The organism is Microbacterium testaceum StLB037 (assembly GCF_900104345.1).
In the GTDB taxonomy this organism is placed as follows: domain Bacteria; phylum Actinomycetota; class Actinomycetes; order Actinomycetales; family Microbacteriaceae; genus Microbacterium; species Microbacterium testaceum_A.
The window spans coordinates 201,937-218,165 of sequence record NZ_FNJN01000005.1; the positions used below are offsets into that span (position 1 = coordinate 201,937).

The 16,229-nt window shown below is 71.3% G+C and carries 15 protein-coding genes; 6 read left to right on the plus strand and 9 right to left on the minus strand.

Features of this window, described 5'->3' with window-relative positions:
• Positions 1–14: 14 nt before the first annotated feature.
• The 8 genes from BLS25_RS12335 to BLS25_RS12370 form a co-directional block, all read right to left on the minus strand.
• Entirely contained in the window at positions 15–800 is a 786-nt protein-coding gene (locus tag BLS25_RS12335) for a lytic transglycosylase domain-containing protein (RefSeq protein ID WP_074696138.1), read from the minus strand.
• A gap of 100 nt (positions 801–900) precedes the next feature.
• A complete protein-coding gene (locus tag BLS25_RS12340) occupies positions 901–2,112 on the minus strand; it encodes an ROK family protein (RefSeq protein ID WP_056225652.1) in 1,212 nt (403 codons plus the stop codon).
• Positions 2,113–2,228: 116 nt separating this feature from the next.
• On the minus strand, positions 2,229–3,449 hold the full coding sequence (mmsB, locus tag BLS25_RS12345) for a multiple monosaccharide ABC transporter permease (RefSeq protein ID WP_056225649.1): 1,221 nt from the start codon (positions 3,447–3,449) through the stop codon (positions 2,229–2,231).
• A gap of 5 nt (positions 3,450–3,454) precedes the next feature.
• Positions 3,455–4,984 (minus strand): multiple monosaccharide ABC transporter ATP-binding protein, encoded by a 1,530-nt coding sequence (gene mmsA, locus BLS25_RS12350; protein WP_056225647.1) that lies wholly within the window; start codon positions 4,982–4,984, stop codon positions 3,455–3,457.
• Between the two features lie 132 nt (positions 4,985–5,116).
• Entirely contained in the window at positions 5,117–6,238 is a 1,122-nt protein-coding gene (chvE, locus tag BLS25_RS12355) for a multiple monosaccharide ABC transporter substrate-binding protein (protein WP_056225645.1), read from the minus strand.
• Between the two features lie 261 nt (positions 6,239–6,499).
• On the minus strand, positions 6,500–8,029 hold the full coding sequence (locus BLS25_RS12360; RefSeq protein WP_074696140.1) for a tripartite tricarboxylate transporter permease: 1,530 nt from the start codon (positions 8,027–8,029) through the stop codon (positions 6,500–6,502).
• Position 8,030: 1 nt separating this feature from the next.
• Positions 8,031–8,594, minus strand: a complete 564-nt coding sequence (locus BLS25_RS12365) for a tripartite tricarboxylate transporter TctB family protein (protein WP_074696142.1) — start codon at positions 8,592–8,594, stop codon at positions 8,031–8,033.
• Complete coding sequence (locus tag BLS25_RS12370; protein ID WP_081349819.1) at positions 8,594–9,655, minus strand: tripartite tricarboxylate transporter substrate binding protein; 1,062 nt, start codon at positions 9,653–9,655, stop codon at positions 8,594–8,596. The genes BLS25_RS12365 and BLS25_RS12370 overlap by 1 nt, the downstream gene beginning before the upstream one ends.
• Positions 9,656–9,774: 119 nt before the next feature.
• Between BLS25_RS12370 and BLS25_RS12375 the strand changes: the two genes are divergently transcribed.
• Both BLS25_RS12375 and BLS25_RS12380 read left to right on the plus strand, forming a co-directional pair.
• The gene (locus BLS25_RS12375) at positions 9,775–11,055 is read left to right on the plus strand and encodes an ATP-binding protein (protein WP_256335586.1); all 1,281 of its coding nucleotides are present in this window, start codon (positions 9,775–9,777) and stop codon (positions 11,053–11,055) included.
• Entirely contained in the window at positions 11,052–11,768 is a 717-nt protein-coding gene (locus BLS25_RS12380; RefSeq protein WP_056225635.1) for a response regulator, read from the plus strand. The genes BLS25_RS12375 and BLS25_RS12380 overlap by 4 nt, the downstream gene beginning before the upstream one ends.
• Positions 11,769–11,775: 7 nt before the next feature.
• Here BLS25_RS12380 and BLS25_RS12385 read toward each other — a convergent pair whose 3' ends face one another.
• Positions 11,776–12,345 carry a nucleotidyltransferase family protein gene (locus BLS25_RS12385; RefSeq protein ID WP_056228182.1) on the minus strand — a complete coding sequence of 190 codons (570 nt, stop codon included), beginning with the start codon at positions 12,343–12,345 and terminating at the stop codon, positions 11,776–11,778.
• Between the two features lie 51 nt (positions 12,346–12,396).
• Here BLS25_RS12385 and BLS25_RS12390 point away from each other — a divergent pair, with 51 nt between their 5' ends.
• Genes BLS25_RS12390 through BLS25_RS12405 form a run of 4 tightly spaced genes read left to right on the plus strand, consistent with a single transcriptional unit; the run spans position 12,397 to position 16,221 of the window.
• A complete protein-coding gene (locus tag BLS25_RS12390) occupies positions 12,397–13,362 on the plus strand; it encodes an XdhC family protein (RefSeq protein ID WP_056225632.1) in 966 nt (321 codons plus the stop codon).
• Positions 13,359–14,657, plus strand: a complete 1,299-nt coding sequence (locus BLS25_RS12395) for an amidohydrolase family protein (RefSeq protein WP_074696144.1) — start codon at positions 13,359–13,361, stop codon at positions 14,655–14,657. The genes BLS25_RS12390 and BLS25_RS12395 overlap by 4 nt, the downstream gene beginning before the upstream one ends.
• On the plus strand, positions 14,654–15,277 hold the full coding sequence (locus tag BLS25_RS12400; protein ID WP_056225625.1) for a helix-turn-helix domain-containing protein: 624 nt from the start codon (positions 14,654–14,656) through the stop codon (positions 15,275–15,277). Before BLS25_RS12395 ends, BLS25_RS12400 begins: the two co-directional genes overlap by 4 nt.
• Positions 15,274–16,221: a PDR/VanB family oxidoreductase gene (locus tag BLS25_RS12405; RefSeq protein ID WP_074696146.1), complete on the plus strand. Its 948-nt coding sequence runs from the start codon at positions 15,274–15,276 to the stop codon at positions 16,219–16,221. The genes BLS25_RS12400 and BLS25_RS12405 overlap by 4 nt, the downstream gene beginning before the upstream one ends.
• Positions 16,222–16,229 lie beyond the last annotated feature (8 nt).

Consider the following 16,229-nt stretch of genomic DNA (forward strand, 5'->3'; position numbering starts at 1 on the left):
GCCGCGACCCGACGTCAGCCGGCGAGGCGCGCGTAGGCGTTCGCGGTGGCGGCGACGTCGTCGACGTAGCTGTCGAGGTGGTTGTACGAGAAGACGGCCCGCCGCCACCCCGCGGGGCTCGTCATCTCGCCCGCGGCGCACAGGTAGCGACCGGCCGCGAGGGCCGCGTCGTCGATCTGGTTCGGATCGGCGATTCCGTCGCCGTTCGCGTCGGCACCCCATCGTTCCCACGTCGCCGGGATGAATTGCAGCGGTCCGACGGCCCGGTCCCAGGTCGCGTCGCCGTCGAAACGGCGGCCGTCGGTGTCGGGGATCACCGCGCTCTGCGATCCGTCGAGCGCGATCCCGCGGATCGGGGGATCCGGGTAGCCCTCCGCATCCAGGGTCCCGCCGGAATGCGTGCCGTGGCCCGACTCGATCGCCCCGAGCCCGGCGAGGGTGTTCCAGCCCAGACCGCACGAGGGCTGCTCCCGCTGGACGGTGAGCGCCGCCGACGCGTACGCCCGCAGAGCCCGTTCCGGGATGCCGACGCGCCCCGCGACCGTGATGCTCCACTGCGCGTCGACCGCGACCGCGGTCGGCGTCCGTCGCTCGGTTTGCGCGGGAACCGCCGGAACCGCGTCGGTCGCGCTCGACGAGAGGGACGCGGTCGCCGGCCACGGTGCGGCCACGCCGCCGCGCTCGGCATCGCGCGCCATCGCCTGCGCCTGAGTGAACAGGACGCCGACGGCCACCAGCGCCACGAGCAGGGCGAGCACCCACGGCCAGAACGGCCGGCGCGGAGCCTGATCGAGGTCCACGGACACCTCCCGACGCCCGTCGGGTCGAGCGCACCCCGCGACGGTAGACGCGCGCGGCGACGGCGCGGTGAACGAGCGGGATACGACGCGGGGCGCCGCGTCAGCCGCGGAAGCCGGCGGGGTTCGCCAGCAGGTCGGCGAACGCGAGCTCGGCCGGGCCCACGAGCATGAGGCGCGAGCGCAGATGCGCCCTCTCGAGGCGGATCGTGCGCCCCTCGGCACCGAGCGGGTGCACGCGCACCGCGTCGGCGAGGCGCTCACGACTCACCGACAGCAGGGCTCCGAGATAGCCCGAGAGCACCACGGTCTCGGGCGCGAAGGCGTTGACGAAGTTCGTCAGGGCGAGCGAGAGCATCTCGACCTGGCGGGTCACCTCGGTCATGACCCGGGGGTTGCGGGCGACGCCGAGCTCGACGTCGAGTTCGTCCTCGTCGAGCTTGCGCCGGCCCAGGAGCGGTTCGATCAGGTCGAGGCTGACCTCGGCCTCGAGACACCCGCGCCGCCCGCACACGCACGGCCGGCCGCGGGGATCGACGACGGTGTGGCCGAGCTCGCCGGCGTAGCCCGACGTCCCGCGCAGGAGCGTGCCGTCGATGATCAGTCCCCCGCCGATGCTGTGCATCGCGCCGCCGAGGTACAGCAGGTTGCCGACGCCGACCCCCACGCCGAACCGCGACTCCGCGAGAGCGCCGATGCTGGCGTCGTTGCCCGCGGCCACCGGCATCCCGAGCTCATCGCTCAAGCGCGCGGCGACGGGATCGCGCTTCCAGCCGAGGGTCGGCGAGACGAGGACGGAACCGTTGGCGTTGACGAGACCGGGGACCGCGAGGCCCGCCCCGACCACGCGGTAGTGCCGATCGATGTCGGCGCGCATCGCCTCGACGGACGAGGCGACGATCTGCACGAAACGCTTCGGCGACGGGGCGGTCGCGGTGTCGTGGCGGAGCCGCGCGTGGACCACCCCGCCGAGACCCACGAGAGCCACCGTGACCGCGTGCGGTTCGGCGCGGACGCTGAGCGCGGCCACGTGGTCTTCGGGCTCGAGGTCGAGGGTGGGGCGACCGACCTTGCCCGTGCGCTCCCCGCTCGGCGCTTCGCGGACGAGGCCGAGCTCGGTCAGCTCCATCACGAGACCCGTGACGGTGGAGCGGTTCAGTCCCGTCGTCGCGCCCAATTGCGCGCGCGAGAGGGCACCCCGGGAGTGGAGGAGCGACAGGACGGACGAGAGGTTCTGCTGACGGATCAGATCGTTCGTCGTACGGCCAGCCGGCGGCGCGAGCGGGGTTGCGGGCTCGAACACGGCAGGGGTCATGAGAGGCGCACCTCCCCCATCATCGCATCACGACGCGGTGGGGCCGAAAGCGGGGATCGCGGGGGAAACAGCAGAGCGGATGGGGAGCGGGCCCCGGGGCCGCGCTCCCCATCCGATCACGCACCGCCGTTGCGCCGCTTGTTGAAGATGTCGAACGCGACCGCCAGGAGCAGCACGATGCCCTTGATGGCCATCTGCCAGGCGGCGTCGACGCTGAGGATCGACAGACCCATGTTCAGCACGCCCATGACCAGACCACCGACGACCGCGCCGACGACGGTTCCGATGCCACCCTGGACCGCCGCACCGCCGATGAACACCGCCGCGATGGCATCCAGCTCGTAGTTCTGACCGGCCGAGGCCACCGCGCCACCGGCGCGGGCCGTGCTGACCACGGCGGCGAGACCGGCGAGAGCACCCATGTTGACGAAGATGAAGAAGTTGACCCACTTCGTCTTCACGCCGCTCATCACGGCCGCGAAGAGGTTGCCGCCCATGGCGTAGATGTGACGACCGAACGTCGTGCGGTTCAGCACGAACGTGTAGGCCAGCACGAGCACCGCGAGGATGATCAGCACGATCGGCGTGCCGTTGTACGCGGCGATCGTGAACGCGGTGGCCATGATCGCGATGACCGCGACGAGGTTCTTGGCCCAGAACGACCAGGCGACCTCGCGCGGCAGCTCGAGGCGGCGCAGCGTCGCGCGGGTGCGCAGCTGCTGCACGACCAGCAGCACGCTGGCGATGGCACCCAGCGCGAGGGTGAGGGCGTCCCAGTTGCCGAGGTAGCCGAGGAACGGCGGCAGCCAGCCCGCGCCGATCGCGGTGAAGCCGTCGGGCAGACCGCTGATGGTGCCGCCGGTGAGCAGAACGAGGGTGAGACCGCGGAACAGCAGCATGCCCGCCAGGGTCACGATGAACGCGGGTATGCCGACGAAGGCGACCCAGAAGCCCTGCCAGGCACCGACCACGGCGCCGACGACGAGCGACAGCAGGACCGCCACGTACCAGGGCAGACCCCACTGGTTCATGGCGATCGCCGCGATCGCGCCCACCATCGCCACCACCGAACCGACCGACAGGTCGATGTGTCCGGCGATGATGACCATGACCATGCCGATCGCGAGGATCAGCACGTACGCGTTCTGCTGGATGAGGTTGTTGACGTTTCCGGGCATCAACAGGCGACCGCCGGTGAGCACCTGGAACAGCACGATGATGATGACGAGGGCGGCGAGGATGCCGAACTGCCGGAAGTTGATGCGCGACAGGATGCCGCGACGTCGCGGCCCCGGCTGGGTCGGCGCCTCGACCGTCTGGGTGGATGCGGTGGCCATTGCTGTCAATTCCTTCCGGCGGTCATGTGCCGCATGAGGTTCTCCTGCGTGGCGTCGTCACGGCTGACCTCGGCCGTGATGCGTCCCTCGGAGATCGTGTAGATGCGGTCGGAGAGGCCGATGACCTCGGGTAGCTCCGACGAGATGACGATGACGGCCTTACCCTGGGCCGCGAGTTCGTTGATGATGCCGTAGATCTCGTACTTCGCCCCCACGTCGATGCCGCGGGTCGGCTCGTCGAGGATCAGTACGTCGGGTCCGGTGAACATCCACTTCGACAGGACGACCTTCTGCTGGTTGCCCCCGGACAGTCGCCCGGTGATCGCGGCGACGCTGGGCGCCTTGATGTTCATCTTGTAGCGGTACGAGTCGGCGACCTTGTACTCGCGGTAGCGGTCGACCACGCCCAGCCGCGCGAGACGGGCGAGGGCGGACGCCGAGACGTTGACCTGGATGTCGCCGATGAGGTTCAGTCCGTACTTCTTACGGTCCTCGGTGGCGTACGCGATGCCGTGCTTGATGGCGGCGTCGACGGTGCGGACGTCGATCTGCTGCCCGTTCTTGTAGACCTCGCCCGAGATGCCGGTGCCGTACATGCGGCCGAAGATGCTCATCGCGAGCTCGGTGCGACCGGCACCCATGAGGCCGGCGAAGCCGACGATCTCGCCGGCGCGCACCATGAACGAGGCGTCGTCGATGACCACGCGCTCGGTGTCGACGGGGTGATGCACGGTCCAGTTCTCGACGCGGAAGAGCTCGTCGCCGATGTCGGGTTCGCGCGGCGGGAAGAGGCTGTTCAGATCGCGACCGACCATGGCGCGGATGATGCGCCCTTCGTCGGTGTCGGCGTCGGAGCGGTGCATCGTCTCGATCGTGCGACCGTCGCGGATGATCGTGATGCGGTCCGAGATGCGCAGCACCTCTTTGAGCTTGTGGCTGATGATGATGCAGGTGATGCCCTGGGTGCGCAGCTGGTCGATGAGGTCGAGCAGGTGGGCGGAGTCGTCGTCGTTCAGCGCGGCGGTGGGCTCGTCGAGGATGAGGAGCTTGACCTCTTTCGCGAGGGCCTTGGCGATCTCGACGAGCTGCTGCTTGCCGACACCGAGCTCGAAGATCTTCGTCGCGGGGTTCTCACGCAGGCCCACCCGCTTGAGCAGCTCGGCTGCCGCGGTGTTGGTGGCGTTCCAGTCGATGACGCCGCGACGCGACTTCTCGTTGCCCAGGAAGATGTTCTCGGCGATCGAGAGGTACGGGCTCAGCGCCAACTCCTGGTGGATGATGACGATGCCGGCGGCCTCGCTGTCGTTGATCGAGCGGAACGCCATCTGCTCGCCCTCGAGGGTGATGCTGCCCTCGAAGCTCCCGGCGGGATAGACGCCGCTGAGGACCTTCATCAAGGTCGACTTGCCGGCGCCGTTCTCGCCGCAGATCGCGTGGACCTCGCCGCGGTAGACGTCGATCGACACGTCGGCCAGAGCGGGAACCCCGTTGAACGACTTCGAGATCCCCGACATGCGCAGGATCGGTTCGGTCATGTGTGCTTGTCCCTCCGCCGCCCGCCGGGCGGCATTGTGGCTCCGCCGCCCGCCGGGCGGCACTTCGGCTCAGCCGCCCGGGGCGGCACGTGGAGCGGCGGGGCGGGCGAACCCGCCCCGCCGCAGGGTGAATCAGAGTCCGACGTCGGACGCCTTCAGGAAGCCCGAGTCGATGAGCTTCGACTGCACGTCGTCCTTGGTGACCACCTCGGGGGTCAGCAGGTACGAGGGGACGACCTTCTTGCCGTTGTCGTAGGTCTTCGTGTCGTTGACCTCGACGTCCTTGCCGTCCTTGATCTCCTGGATCATCGTGAAGACGCGGTCGCCGAGGGCACGGGTGTCCTTCCAGACCGTCATCGCCTGGGCGCCGTCGAGGATCGCCTTGACGTTGGCCTTGTCGGCATCCTGACCCGTGATGATCGGGTAGTCGGCGCCGGGGGTGTAGCCGGCCGACTTCAGCGACGCCTCGATACCGATGGCGAGGCTGTCGTTGGGCGAGAGCACCACGTTGACCTTCTTACCGTCGCCGTAGAACGACGAGAGGCGGTTGTCCATCTCGGACTGCGCCTTGTCGGACGCCCAGCCCTGGATGCCGATCGACGCCCATGCGTCGTCGTTGGCGGGCGACTTGCCGCTGGGGACGACCAGCTTGCCGCTGTCGACGTAGGGCTTGAGCACGTCCCAGGCGCCGGCGAAGAAGAACTTCGCGTTGTTGTCGTCGGGGCTGCCGGCGAAGGGCTCGAGGTTGAAGGGACCCTTGCCGTCCTTCAGGCCGAGCTGCGACTCGATGTACTGACCCTGCAGCGTGCCGACCTTGTAGTTGTCGAACGTGGCGTAGTAGTCGACGTTCTCACTGCCGTTGATGAGGCGGTCGTAGGCGATGACCTTGGCGTTCTGCGCCTTGGCCTCCTGCAGCACCGGGCCGAGCGTCGAGCCGTCGATCGCGGCGATGACGAGGATCTTCGCGCCACCCGAGATCTGGTTCTGGATCTGGCTGATCTGCTGGTCGGTCTTGTTGTCGGCGTACTGCAGGTCGACGGTGCACCCGGCATCCTGGAGCTTCTTCTGCAGCTGCTCGCCGTCGTTGATCCAGCGCTCGAGGCTGCGGGTGGGCATCGCGATGCCGACGTTGCACTCGGTCGAGCCACCGCCCGCGGCGTCTCCACCGCCGTCTGCCGGACGCGTGGAGCTGCACGCCCCGAGACCGACGGCGAGTGCGGCGATGGCCGCACCGGTCAGGATTTTCTTCAGCATGTGATCTGCGTTCCTCTCTGAACAGCAGGGATCCTCGGATCCGTACCCGCGCCCTCCCCGGCGTCGGATCGGGTACGTCTTCGTTCCCGGCACTCTGGTCCGTCGAATTATGACGGCTCCGAAAAAATATCCACCCGAGGGGGTTTTGTCTATAGCCGCGTCAAAATTGCGCACACCGTGACCGGAGCGTGATTTTCCGCCCCCGGACGCACGAGAACGGGCGGGCCGCCGAAGCGCCCCGCCCGTCACCGATGCCGGCGATCAGACCCCGACGGTCTCTTTCTGCGTCGTGTTCGCCCGGCGACGCGCCACCACGCGATTGCGCCCGGCCGCGACCAGCACCACGAGCAGCACCGCGTAGATGGCGATGACGATCGGCCCCTGGAAGAGCGTCGTCAGGTCGCCGTTGGCACTCATCGCGGCATCGCGCAGGCTGGTCTCGGCCAGCGGCCCGAGCACCATGCCGATGATGAGCGGCGCCAGCGGGTAGTCGTGCGCCCGCATCACGAAGCCGAGCAGACCGACCGCGAGCAGCAGCACGAGATCGAACGTCGCACCCGAGGTGGCGTAGATGCCGAGCCCGCAGAACACCGCGATAGCGGCGTACAGGTACGGGCGCGGGATGACCAGGAGCTTGGCCCACAGCATCGCGAACGGCAGGTTGAGGATCAGCAGCACGACCATCGCGATGAAGAAGCTCGCGATGAGCGCCCAGACCAGATCGGGTGCCCGCTCGAACAGCAGGGGTCCGGGCTGCAGACCGTACTGGCGGAAGGCGGCGAGCATGATGGCCGCCGTCGCCGACACCGGGAGCCCCAGCGCCAGGAGCGACCCCATCGCCATGCCCGTGGTCGAGTTGCCCGCGGCCTCGGGGGCGGCGAGGCCCCGGATGGCGCCGGTGCCGAAGCGCGGCTTCTTGCGCCGCCCGTCGAGGCGCTTCTCGATGCCGTAGGCGAGGAACGTGGGGATCTCGGAGCCGCCGGCGGGGATCACGCCGAACGGCAGACCGATCGCCGTTCCGCGGAGCCACGCCGGGGTGGCCTCGGCGAACTCGCGGCGGGTCAGCCACGGTCGGCCGGTCGGCCGGATCATCTGCTTGTTGCTGATGTGCCGCTCCAGGCACGCGACGTAGATGACCTCGCCGAGGGCCAGGATGCCGACGGTCACGGTGATCAACGAGATGCCGTCGAACAGGTTGGGCGAGTCCATCGTGAAGCGCGGGGCGCCGGTGACGCCGTCGATGCCGATCACCGCGATGCCGAGCCCCAGCAGCAGGGACGCGAGGCCCTTGCCGGCGTTGTCGGTCACGACCGACGAGGTCGCCGCGAACGCGAAGATCGCGAGCGCGAAGAACTCCGCCGGTCCGAAGCTGCTCGACAGCCCCGCGAGCACGGGCGCGAAGAACACCAGCAAGATGGCGGCGATGATGCCGCCGATGAAGGCGCCGATCGCCGCGGTGGCGAGCGCCTGCGCGGCGCGTCCGTTGAGCGCCATCTTGTGGCCCTCGAAGGTCGACGCGATCGCAGAGGCCTGGCCGGGCGTATTCAGCAGGATGCCGGTGATCGAGTCGCCGAACAGCCCGCCGAAGTAGACGCCCGAGAACATGATGAACGCGGCGGTCGGGTCGAGCGAGAAGGTCACCGGCAGAAGCAGTGCGACCGCCATCGAGGAGCCGAGGCCGGGCATGACGCCGACCGCGGTTCCGAGCACGCAGCCCACGAGCACCCAGATGAGGTTCTGGGGGGTCAGGGCACCGGCGAATCCCTCGCCGAGGAGAACGAGAACGTCCATGTCAGAAGGCCCATCCGAGGATTCCGGAGGGCAGGGACAGACCCAACCCCATGTCGAAGGCGATGTAGCTGAGCGAGCTGATGGTCAGCCCGACCAGGAGGGCGAACAGCACCTTGCGCTGGCCGAACCCGCGGGCGATGCCCGTGAACAGCAGGGCCGCGGCGATGATCCAGCCCAGGATGCCGAGCAGGAACGCGAACGCGAGGAACGAGCCCGCGACCCAGGCGAACGAGCGCCAGTCGACGCCGACCGCGCGCCCGCCGGCCTCCTCCTCTTCGATCGAGGGGGTGACCAGCGCCGCGCGCACCGCCTGGATGCCGAGGATGATGGCGAACGCGGAGAGCCCTGCCGCGATGATGCCGGGGAAGAACTGCGGGCCCGGGAAGGCCGCGCTCGGCGGCACCTTCATCACGACGATGCCGTACAGGAGGTACGTCGCGAAGGCGGCGAGGATCGCGGGCATGATGAGCGCCTTCGCGATGCCGCGGGGGCCGCTCCCCCGCTGGAACCGCAGGCGGTTGCCGACGGTCGCCGAGACGGAGGTGGGGTTGTTGCTCGACGGCATCACAGGCCCATCTCCTCGTACAGGCGCTCGATGCGCTCGCGCTCGTCGGCGAGGAACACGTCGAGCTGGTCGCCGGTGATGACGCGCTCGGTCCAGTGGTAACGGGCGCGGGCGTCGGCCCACTCGGGCGTCGCGATCGAGTCGAGGACGAGCTCGGTCAGCCCGTCGACCTGCTCGTCGTCGAGCCCGCTCGGGGCGGCCAGCATGCGCCAGTTGGTCAGGCCCACCTGGTAGCCCTGGTCGACCGCGGTGGGGATGTCGATGCCCTCGATGGGGTCGGACGCGACCAGGGCGAGGGCGCGCAGGCGCCCCGACTCGATCTGGTCGATGTTGTCGGGGTAGCCGCCCGCCGCCGCCCGGGCGGTGCCGTTGAGCAGGGCCTGGATGGCCTCGCCGCCACCGTCGGACGAGATGTAGGTCATGTCGACCGGCGCGATGCCCGCGGCGAGCGCGAGCTCGGCCACGACGAGCTGGTCGAACGAGCCGCCGCCGGTCCACGGCAGGGCGCGGGGGTCCTGCTTCCAGTCCTGCACGAGGTCGTCGAGGCTCTGGTAGGGCGAGTCGGCCGGGACGACGATGACGTCGTACTCCTCGACCATGACGGCCAGCGGAGTGACGTCGTCGAGGGTTGCTGCCGAGTTGAACTGCACGGTCGCGGCGAGGAGCCCCGTGCCGCCGACCAGGAGGTTTCCGGCCTGCCCGTTGAGCACCGAGACGTTGCCGAGGGCGATGGTGCCGCCGGCGCCGGGCATGTTGACCACCTGCACGTTGTTGACCAGGCCGTTGGCCTTCTGCGCCTGCTGCAGCTCGCGGGCGACGCCGTCCCAGCCGCCGCCTGCGGCGGCGGGCGCGATGATCGTCATCGACGCGTGGATGTCGTCGCCGGCGGATGCCGAGGTGATCGACCCGTACGAGGCGACGGCGATCGCGGTTACGGCGACCGCTCCCCCCGCGAGGCGGCCGATCCAACGGCGCCGCGGCCGGTCGACCGGTGCGCTGTCGGTCCGGGCACTGCCGGCCGGCGGATGGTCGGGGACAGATGAAGGCGTAGGCTCCGTCATCACAGCTCCTCCTCGCGGACGTCGTCGTTCCGCGGAATGTGAAGACGCTCCCAGGAGGGGTGGCACGGCGCAGCCCCCGCGCGCTTTGTGCTCATATTGCGTGCGACAGGAAGCCCACCATGCGCGAGTACTCCCCGGCGCTCACCCCGCGAGCGGTGAGGCGCGTGCTCGTGGTACTGCCGAGCGTCATCGTTCTGTTCGCCGTGGGGCTGACCACCGTGATCGCCGCCTCGGTGCAGGAGCGCCGCATCCGCGACGACACCGTCGAGCGCGTGTACGACGTGGCCTCCGGGCTCGCCGAGCTCGACGACGTGCGCCTGGCCGCGGCATCCGTGTCCCGCGCCGGAACGGCGGATGATCTCGCGGACGCCGGAGACCTCTCGCCCGCGACGGCGGTGCTGCAACCGCTGGCCGATCTCGTCGAGCGCACGACCGGGGTGTTCTACGTCGTCATCACCGACGACGAGGGCGTGCGCATCACCCACCCCGAGGTCACGCAACGCGGCGTGCTCGTCGAGACCGCCAACGCGAGCGTGCTGGCGGGGACGCCGTTCGTCGGCATCGAGACGGGACCCTCGGGCAGCACGGTGCGCGCGAAGGTCCCCATCAGCTCCGACGGCACGATCGTCGGCATGGTCGCGGTGGGGGTGCTCGAATCGCGCATGCTGGCGGACCGCGACGAGGCCCTCGGTGCCCTGCTGCCCTGGGCGCTGGGGGCGCTCGTGGCCGGCACCCTGTCGTCGTCGCTGCTGGCCGCCGCGATCGAACGGCGCTTCCGGCAGGCCGACGCGCTCGCGGCGGAGCAGGAGCAGAGCACCCGGACGATGGCGGCCCTGCGCGAGCAGGCGCACGAGTTCGGCACGCGGCTGCACGTGCTGCACGGTCTGGTCTCGCACGGAGACACGCGCGACGCACTGGCCTACATCGCCGACGCCGCCCCGACGCTCACCGCCCGCCCGGCCTCGGACACCCGGCTCGGCCCGTCGGTGGTGGGAGCGAGTCTCGAGGCGCTGCGCGCGGAGGTCGCCGCCCTCGGGGCGCACCTCGAGGTGCAGGTCGAGCGCGACCTACCCGTCGATGAGACGGTGCTGGTCGTCCTCGCCAACCTGTGTCGCAACGCCGCCGAGGCGGGTGCCTCGCGCGTGCGCTGCACGCTCTCGCAGATCGGCGACCGGCTGCACGGAGCGGTGGACGACGACGGTCCGGGGCTCGATGCGAACGACGTCGAGCGCGCGTTCTCGGTGGGCCACTCCTCGAAGCCCGACGTCACCGGCACCGGGCGCGGACTCGGACTCGGGCTCGTCCGTCGCGCCGTCGCCGAGCGCGGGGGCGAGGTCACCGTCAGCCGATCGGCGTGGGGCGGCGCGAGCTTCTCGTTCGAGATGGCGGTGCCGCGATGACCGACGATCCGGTGCGGGTGCTCGTCGTCGACGACGACGGCGCGGCGCGCGCGCTGCACGGCCGCTTCGTCGACGAGACACCGGGCTTCCGGGTGATCGGCTCGGCGGCGACCGGGATCGCGGCCGTCGAACGCGCGCGACAGGACGTCGACCTGGTGCTGCTCGACATGCGACTGCCCGACATCAGCGGGGTCGAGGTGCTGCACCGCCTGCGGACGCTGGGGGCCGAGGGGCTCGACGTGCTCGTCATCAGCTCGTCGCAGGACCAGGTGACCGTGCGGCAGGCGCTCGCTGCACACGTCGTGGGCTACCTCGTGAAGCCGTTCACGCAGGAGATGCTGCAGCGTCGCCTCGACACGTACCGCCGCGAGCGGCAGGCGCGCGCCGAGGCCGACCGCGATCGCGCTCTGACGCAGGGCGACATCGATCGCCTGCTCGGCACGGGCACGGTGCGCGTTCCCGAACGTTCGTCTCCGGCGCCGCTGCCGAAGGGCCTCGCCCAGGTCACCCTCGACCGGGTGCGGGCGAGTCTCGACCCGGTCGCCTTCGTCTCGGCATCCGACGTCGCTTCCGCCTGCGGCCTGTCGCGGGCCACGGCTCAGCGCTACCTCGAGCACCTGGTGTCGACAGGGGTCATCGACCTCGCGCACCGGTACGGCGCCCGCGGGCGCCCGCGCATCCTCTACCGACTGGCCCCGTCGCCGCCCGGCTGAGCCCGCGTCAGCGCGTGTCGCGGTCGGTTCCCGACCAGAGGTCGCCGCACTCCACGAGGTCGGCCTCCTGCGCGATGAGGTACGGGCGGGCCCCGATGTCACCCGTCACCGCCACTGAGATCCCCGCCCAGTGCGCGCGACCGAGCAGCACCGGGTGACCGGGCGCGCCGTCGTAGGTGGCCTGCGCGAGGGCGCCGGGTTCCGCTCGGCGCGCGAGGCGGGCGACGGCTGTCGCCGGGACGTCGGGGGTGTCGACGGGCAGCACCACGACGGCGTCGGAGGACCCGGATGCCACGACCTCGAGCCCTGCGCGCAGCGATGCGGCCACGCCGGTGGCCCACTCGTCGACGCGCACGATCGCCGTACCCGCCGGGACGAGACCCGCGGCCTCGTCGAAGCCGGCGCCGAGCGCGACCGCGACGTCGCGGCATCCCCCCTCCCGCAGGGCCCGAACGGCGAGGGCGAGCCACGGGGTGCCGGCGGAGGTGCGCGCGAGGGCCTTGGGCCCCCCGAACCGACGCCCCGCGCCCGCGGCCAGCACGAGTCCCGACACGGTTCCGGGAAGGGCGGCGGGCATGGTCACGACAGCGTAGCGTGCGCGAAACACGCCCCGATTACGGTCGCATCCATGCTCGAACTGGCCGCCGACCTGGTGCCGCTGATCGACGCGGGCGTACCCGTGGCGGCCGTCACCGTCACGGCCGTCGTGCGCAGCGCCCCCCGCGGCGTGGGCGCGACGCTCGCCGTCACGCGGGACGCGCGGGTGATCGGATCCATCTCGGGTGGCTGCGTCGAGAGCGACGCGGTCATGCTCGGTCTCGACGCGCTGCGCACCGGGACCGTGCGCCGAGCGCGCTTCGGCTTCGGCGACGACGACGCGATCGCGCCCATCGCCGCCGGGCTCGCGTGCGGCGGAGCCGTCGACGTCGTCGCCTACCGGGTCGACGCCGCGCACCGCGACGCGCTGATCGCGGCGCGAGACGGTCGCGAGGCGTCGCTGCGCCTCGAGCTCGACGGCGAGCCGCTGGTGCTGCACCGCCCCGCTCCCCCGCGGCTGATCATCCTCGGCGCCGGCGAGCACGCCGCGGCCTTGTGCCGAGTGGGCGCGGCGGCCGGCTTCGCGGTGACCGTATGCGACGACTGGGCGCTGCTCGTGACGCGGGACCGCTTCCCCGACGCCACCGACCTCGTCGTCGGAGCACCCCACGAGGTCCTCGCCGCTCTCCCCGCCCCCGACGAACGGACGGCGGTGTGCGTCCTCACCCACGACGAACGCCTCGACGTCCCCGCGATCCGCGTGGCGCTGCGCCTGCCGGTGGGCTTCGTCGGCGCGATGGGAGCCCGAGCCACCGTCTCGCGCCGCGCCGCCCTGCTCCGCGCCGCCGGAGTGACGGATGCCGAGCTCTCCCGCCTCCACTCCCCCCTGGGGCTCGACCTGGGTGGACGCTCCCCCGAAGAGACGGCCCTGTCGGTGATCGCCGAGATCGTGGCATCCCGGAACGCGGCCGACGCCCGCCCGCTCCGCGACGCCGGCGAACGCCGCCTGCACGCGATCGCGGGCGGCAGCGCGTCCTGCGCGGTGAGGAGCGCGTGAGCGTCGTCGTCGTCCGCGGAGCGGTCGCCGTCGTGGAGGGACCCGGTCGCGTGCGCACGGGCGACGTCGTCCTCGTCGACGGGATGGTCGTCGAGGCAGCGGACACGACGGATGCCGAGATCATCGACGCGACCGGCTGCGTCGTCACACCGGGTCTGGTCAACGCCCACCATCACCTCCTGCAGACGGCGTTCCGGACGTTGCCGGGAACCCGCGGCATCCCGATGCGCGACTGGCTCCCGGCCATGGCCGGGGCCTACGCCGAGGCGCGCGTCGATCCCGAACTGACCGGGCTCGCCGCCCGCGCCGGCCTCGCCGAAGCACTGCTGAGCGGAGTGACGACCGTGGCCGACCACCACCTGACCTGGCCCGCCGAGGCGGACGGCGTCGGGATGGCCCGAGCGGCGGCCCGCGCGGCGACCGACCTCGGCGCCCGCCTGGTGTTCGTGCGAGGAGCGGCGCGCGACGACCCGCAGACCGCGGCCGCGTCGGCGGAGGCGATCGTCTCGGCCCTCGTCCCCGGCCGCCCCGGCGGGATCTCGGCCGACGGCATGCTCCAGGTCGCGGTGGGCCCGGCCGGTGTGCACAGCGACCCCCGCGAGACCTTCACCCTGCTCGGCGAGGTCGCCCGGCGCCACGGACTCCGTCGGCGCACGCAGGCCAACGAGGTCGTCGACGTCGCGATCGCCCTCGAGCGCTACGGCAGGCGTCCCCTCGATCTGCTCGACGACTGGGGCTGGCTCGCCCCTGACGTCACCCTCGCCCACCTGTGCGACATCTCGGATGACGAGATCGCCCGGGTCGCGGCATCCGGAGCCTCCGCCACCCATGCGCCCGGCTGCGACGTGCCCATGGGGTGGGGGGTCGCGCCGGTGCGGCGCCTCCTCGACGCCGGCGTCGCCGTCGGACTCGGAACGAGCGGAGGGGGCAGCAACGATGCGGGGCACCTGCTCGCCGACGCGCGCTTGGCGATGCAGGTGTCGGCCCTCGTCGGTCCGCAGCTCGCGGCATCCGACGTCCTGACCATGGCCGGCGCGGGCTCGGCCGACGGGCTCGGGCGACCCGAGCTCGGCCGCCTCGTCGCGGGCTCGGCCGCAGACCTCTGCGTGTGGGACGTGTCGGGTGTCGCCGACGCCGGCGTAGCCGATCCGGTCGCGGGGCTGCTCTGGGCGGCACCCGGTCGTCGCCCCCGCACGGTCGTCGTCGGTGGACGCACGGTCGTCGACGACGGGCGACTCGTGCGCGCCGACGAGCGCGAGATCGTCGGCGCACTGTTCGAGAGGGTGGGACGATGACGACCATGGCTCCCGTGATGGACACCCCGAGCAGCGACGAACGCCTGGGCGCGCACCTGCGCGGTCTGCGCAAGGCGCGCGGACTTACCCTCACCCAGCTCGCCGAGGCGGCGACCCTGTCGCACCCCTTCCTCAGCCAGTTGGAGCGGGGCCTGGCCCGGCCCAGCATGGCCAGCCTGGAACGGCTCGCCCGGGCGCTCGGGACCAGCCGCGTCGAACTGCTCGCGGGATCGGAGCCGCCGCGCGCCGACCACGACGCCGAACCCTCGTTCGTCGCCGCCGACGAGGGCGTCATCGGACCGTACGCCGAGGGCACCGCCCGGCTCCTCGCCGAGGGCCCGCGCCGTTTCGAACCCCTCGAGTTCACCGGATCGAACGCCGCGGCCGGCGACCACTACGTGCACGACGAAGACGAGTTCCTCACGGTCCTCGAGGGGTCGATCATCATCTCGTTCGGCGGGTTCGGCGAGCGCACTCTGCGCGTCGGCGACTCGGTCTACTGCCGCTCGGGTACCCCGCACCGCTGGCACTCGCCCGACGGTTCGACGTACCGACTACTCATCGTGAAAGAGCTCGTGCACGGCGGGGCCGACGACCTGATCGAACAGGAGAACACGTGAGCGCAGGCGTCACCTTCGAAGCCGTCGTGCGCCGGCGGCGCGATGCCGCGGACGGCGTCGTCGTCCTCGATCTCGAGCGGTCGACCGGCGCCCTGCCGCACTGGTCACCCGGGGCGCACATCGACGTCGTCCTGCCCGGTGGGATCGAACGGCAGTACTCGTTGTGCGGCTCGCCGACCGAGCGCGGCACCTGGCGGATCGGCGTCCTGCGGGAGCGCGAGGGATCGGTCTGGCTGCACGAGAACGCCCACGTCGGGTCGGCCCTGCGGGTGCGCGGGCCCGCCAACCACTTCCTGTTCGCCCCCACCGCGGGGCGCTCGTACGTCTTCGTCGCGGGAGGCATCGGCATCACCCCGATCGTGCCGATGATCGAGGCCGCCGAGGCCGCCGGCGCCGAGTGGACCCTGCTCTACGTCGGGCGGTCGCGTTCCACCATGGCCTTCGTCGACGAGCTCGAGGCGCAGTACGGCCCGCGGGTCGAGGTGTACGCCGCGGACGAGGGCCGCCGCCTCGACCTCGCCGCCCGTTTCGAGACGCCCGTCACACGCACCGTCGTGTACGCGTGCGGACCCGCGCGCCTTCTCGAGGGACTGGATGCCGCGATGTCGGGCTGGCCCCGCGGGAGCCTCCACGTCGAGCGGTTCGAGGCGAAGGTGCTCGGCCCTCCCGTGTGGCAGGAACCGTTCGAGGTCGACCTCATGATGTCGGGGCTGACGGTGACGGTGCCACCCGAGCGGTCGGTGCTCGACGTCATCGAGGAGCAGGGCATCGTCGTCCCCTCGAGCTGCCGCGTGGGCACCTGCGGCACGTGCGAGGTCGCCGTGATCGACGGCGACATCGAGCACCGCGATTCGGTGCTCTCCCCCGAGGAGCAGGATGCCAACCGCTCGATGATGCCGTGCGTCTCGCGCGCCGCCTGCCCGCGGATCACGCTCGAGCTGTAGGCGCTCGC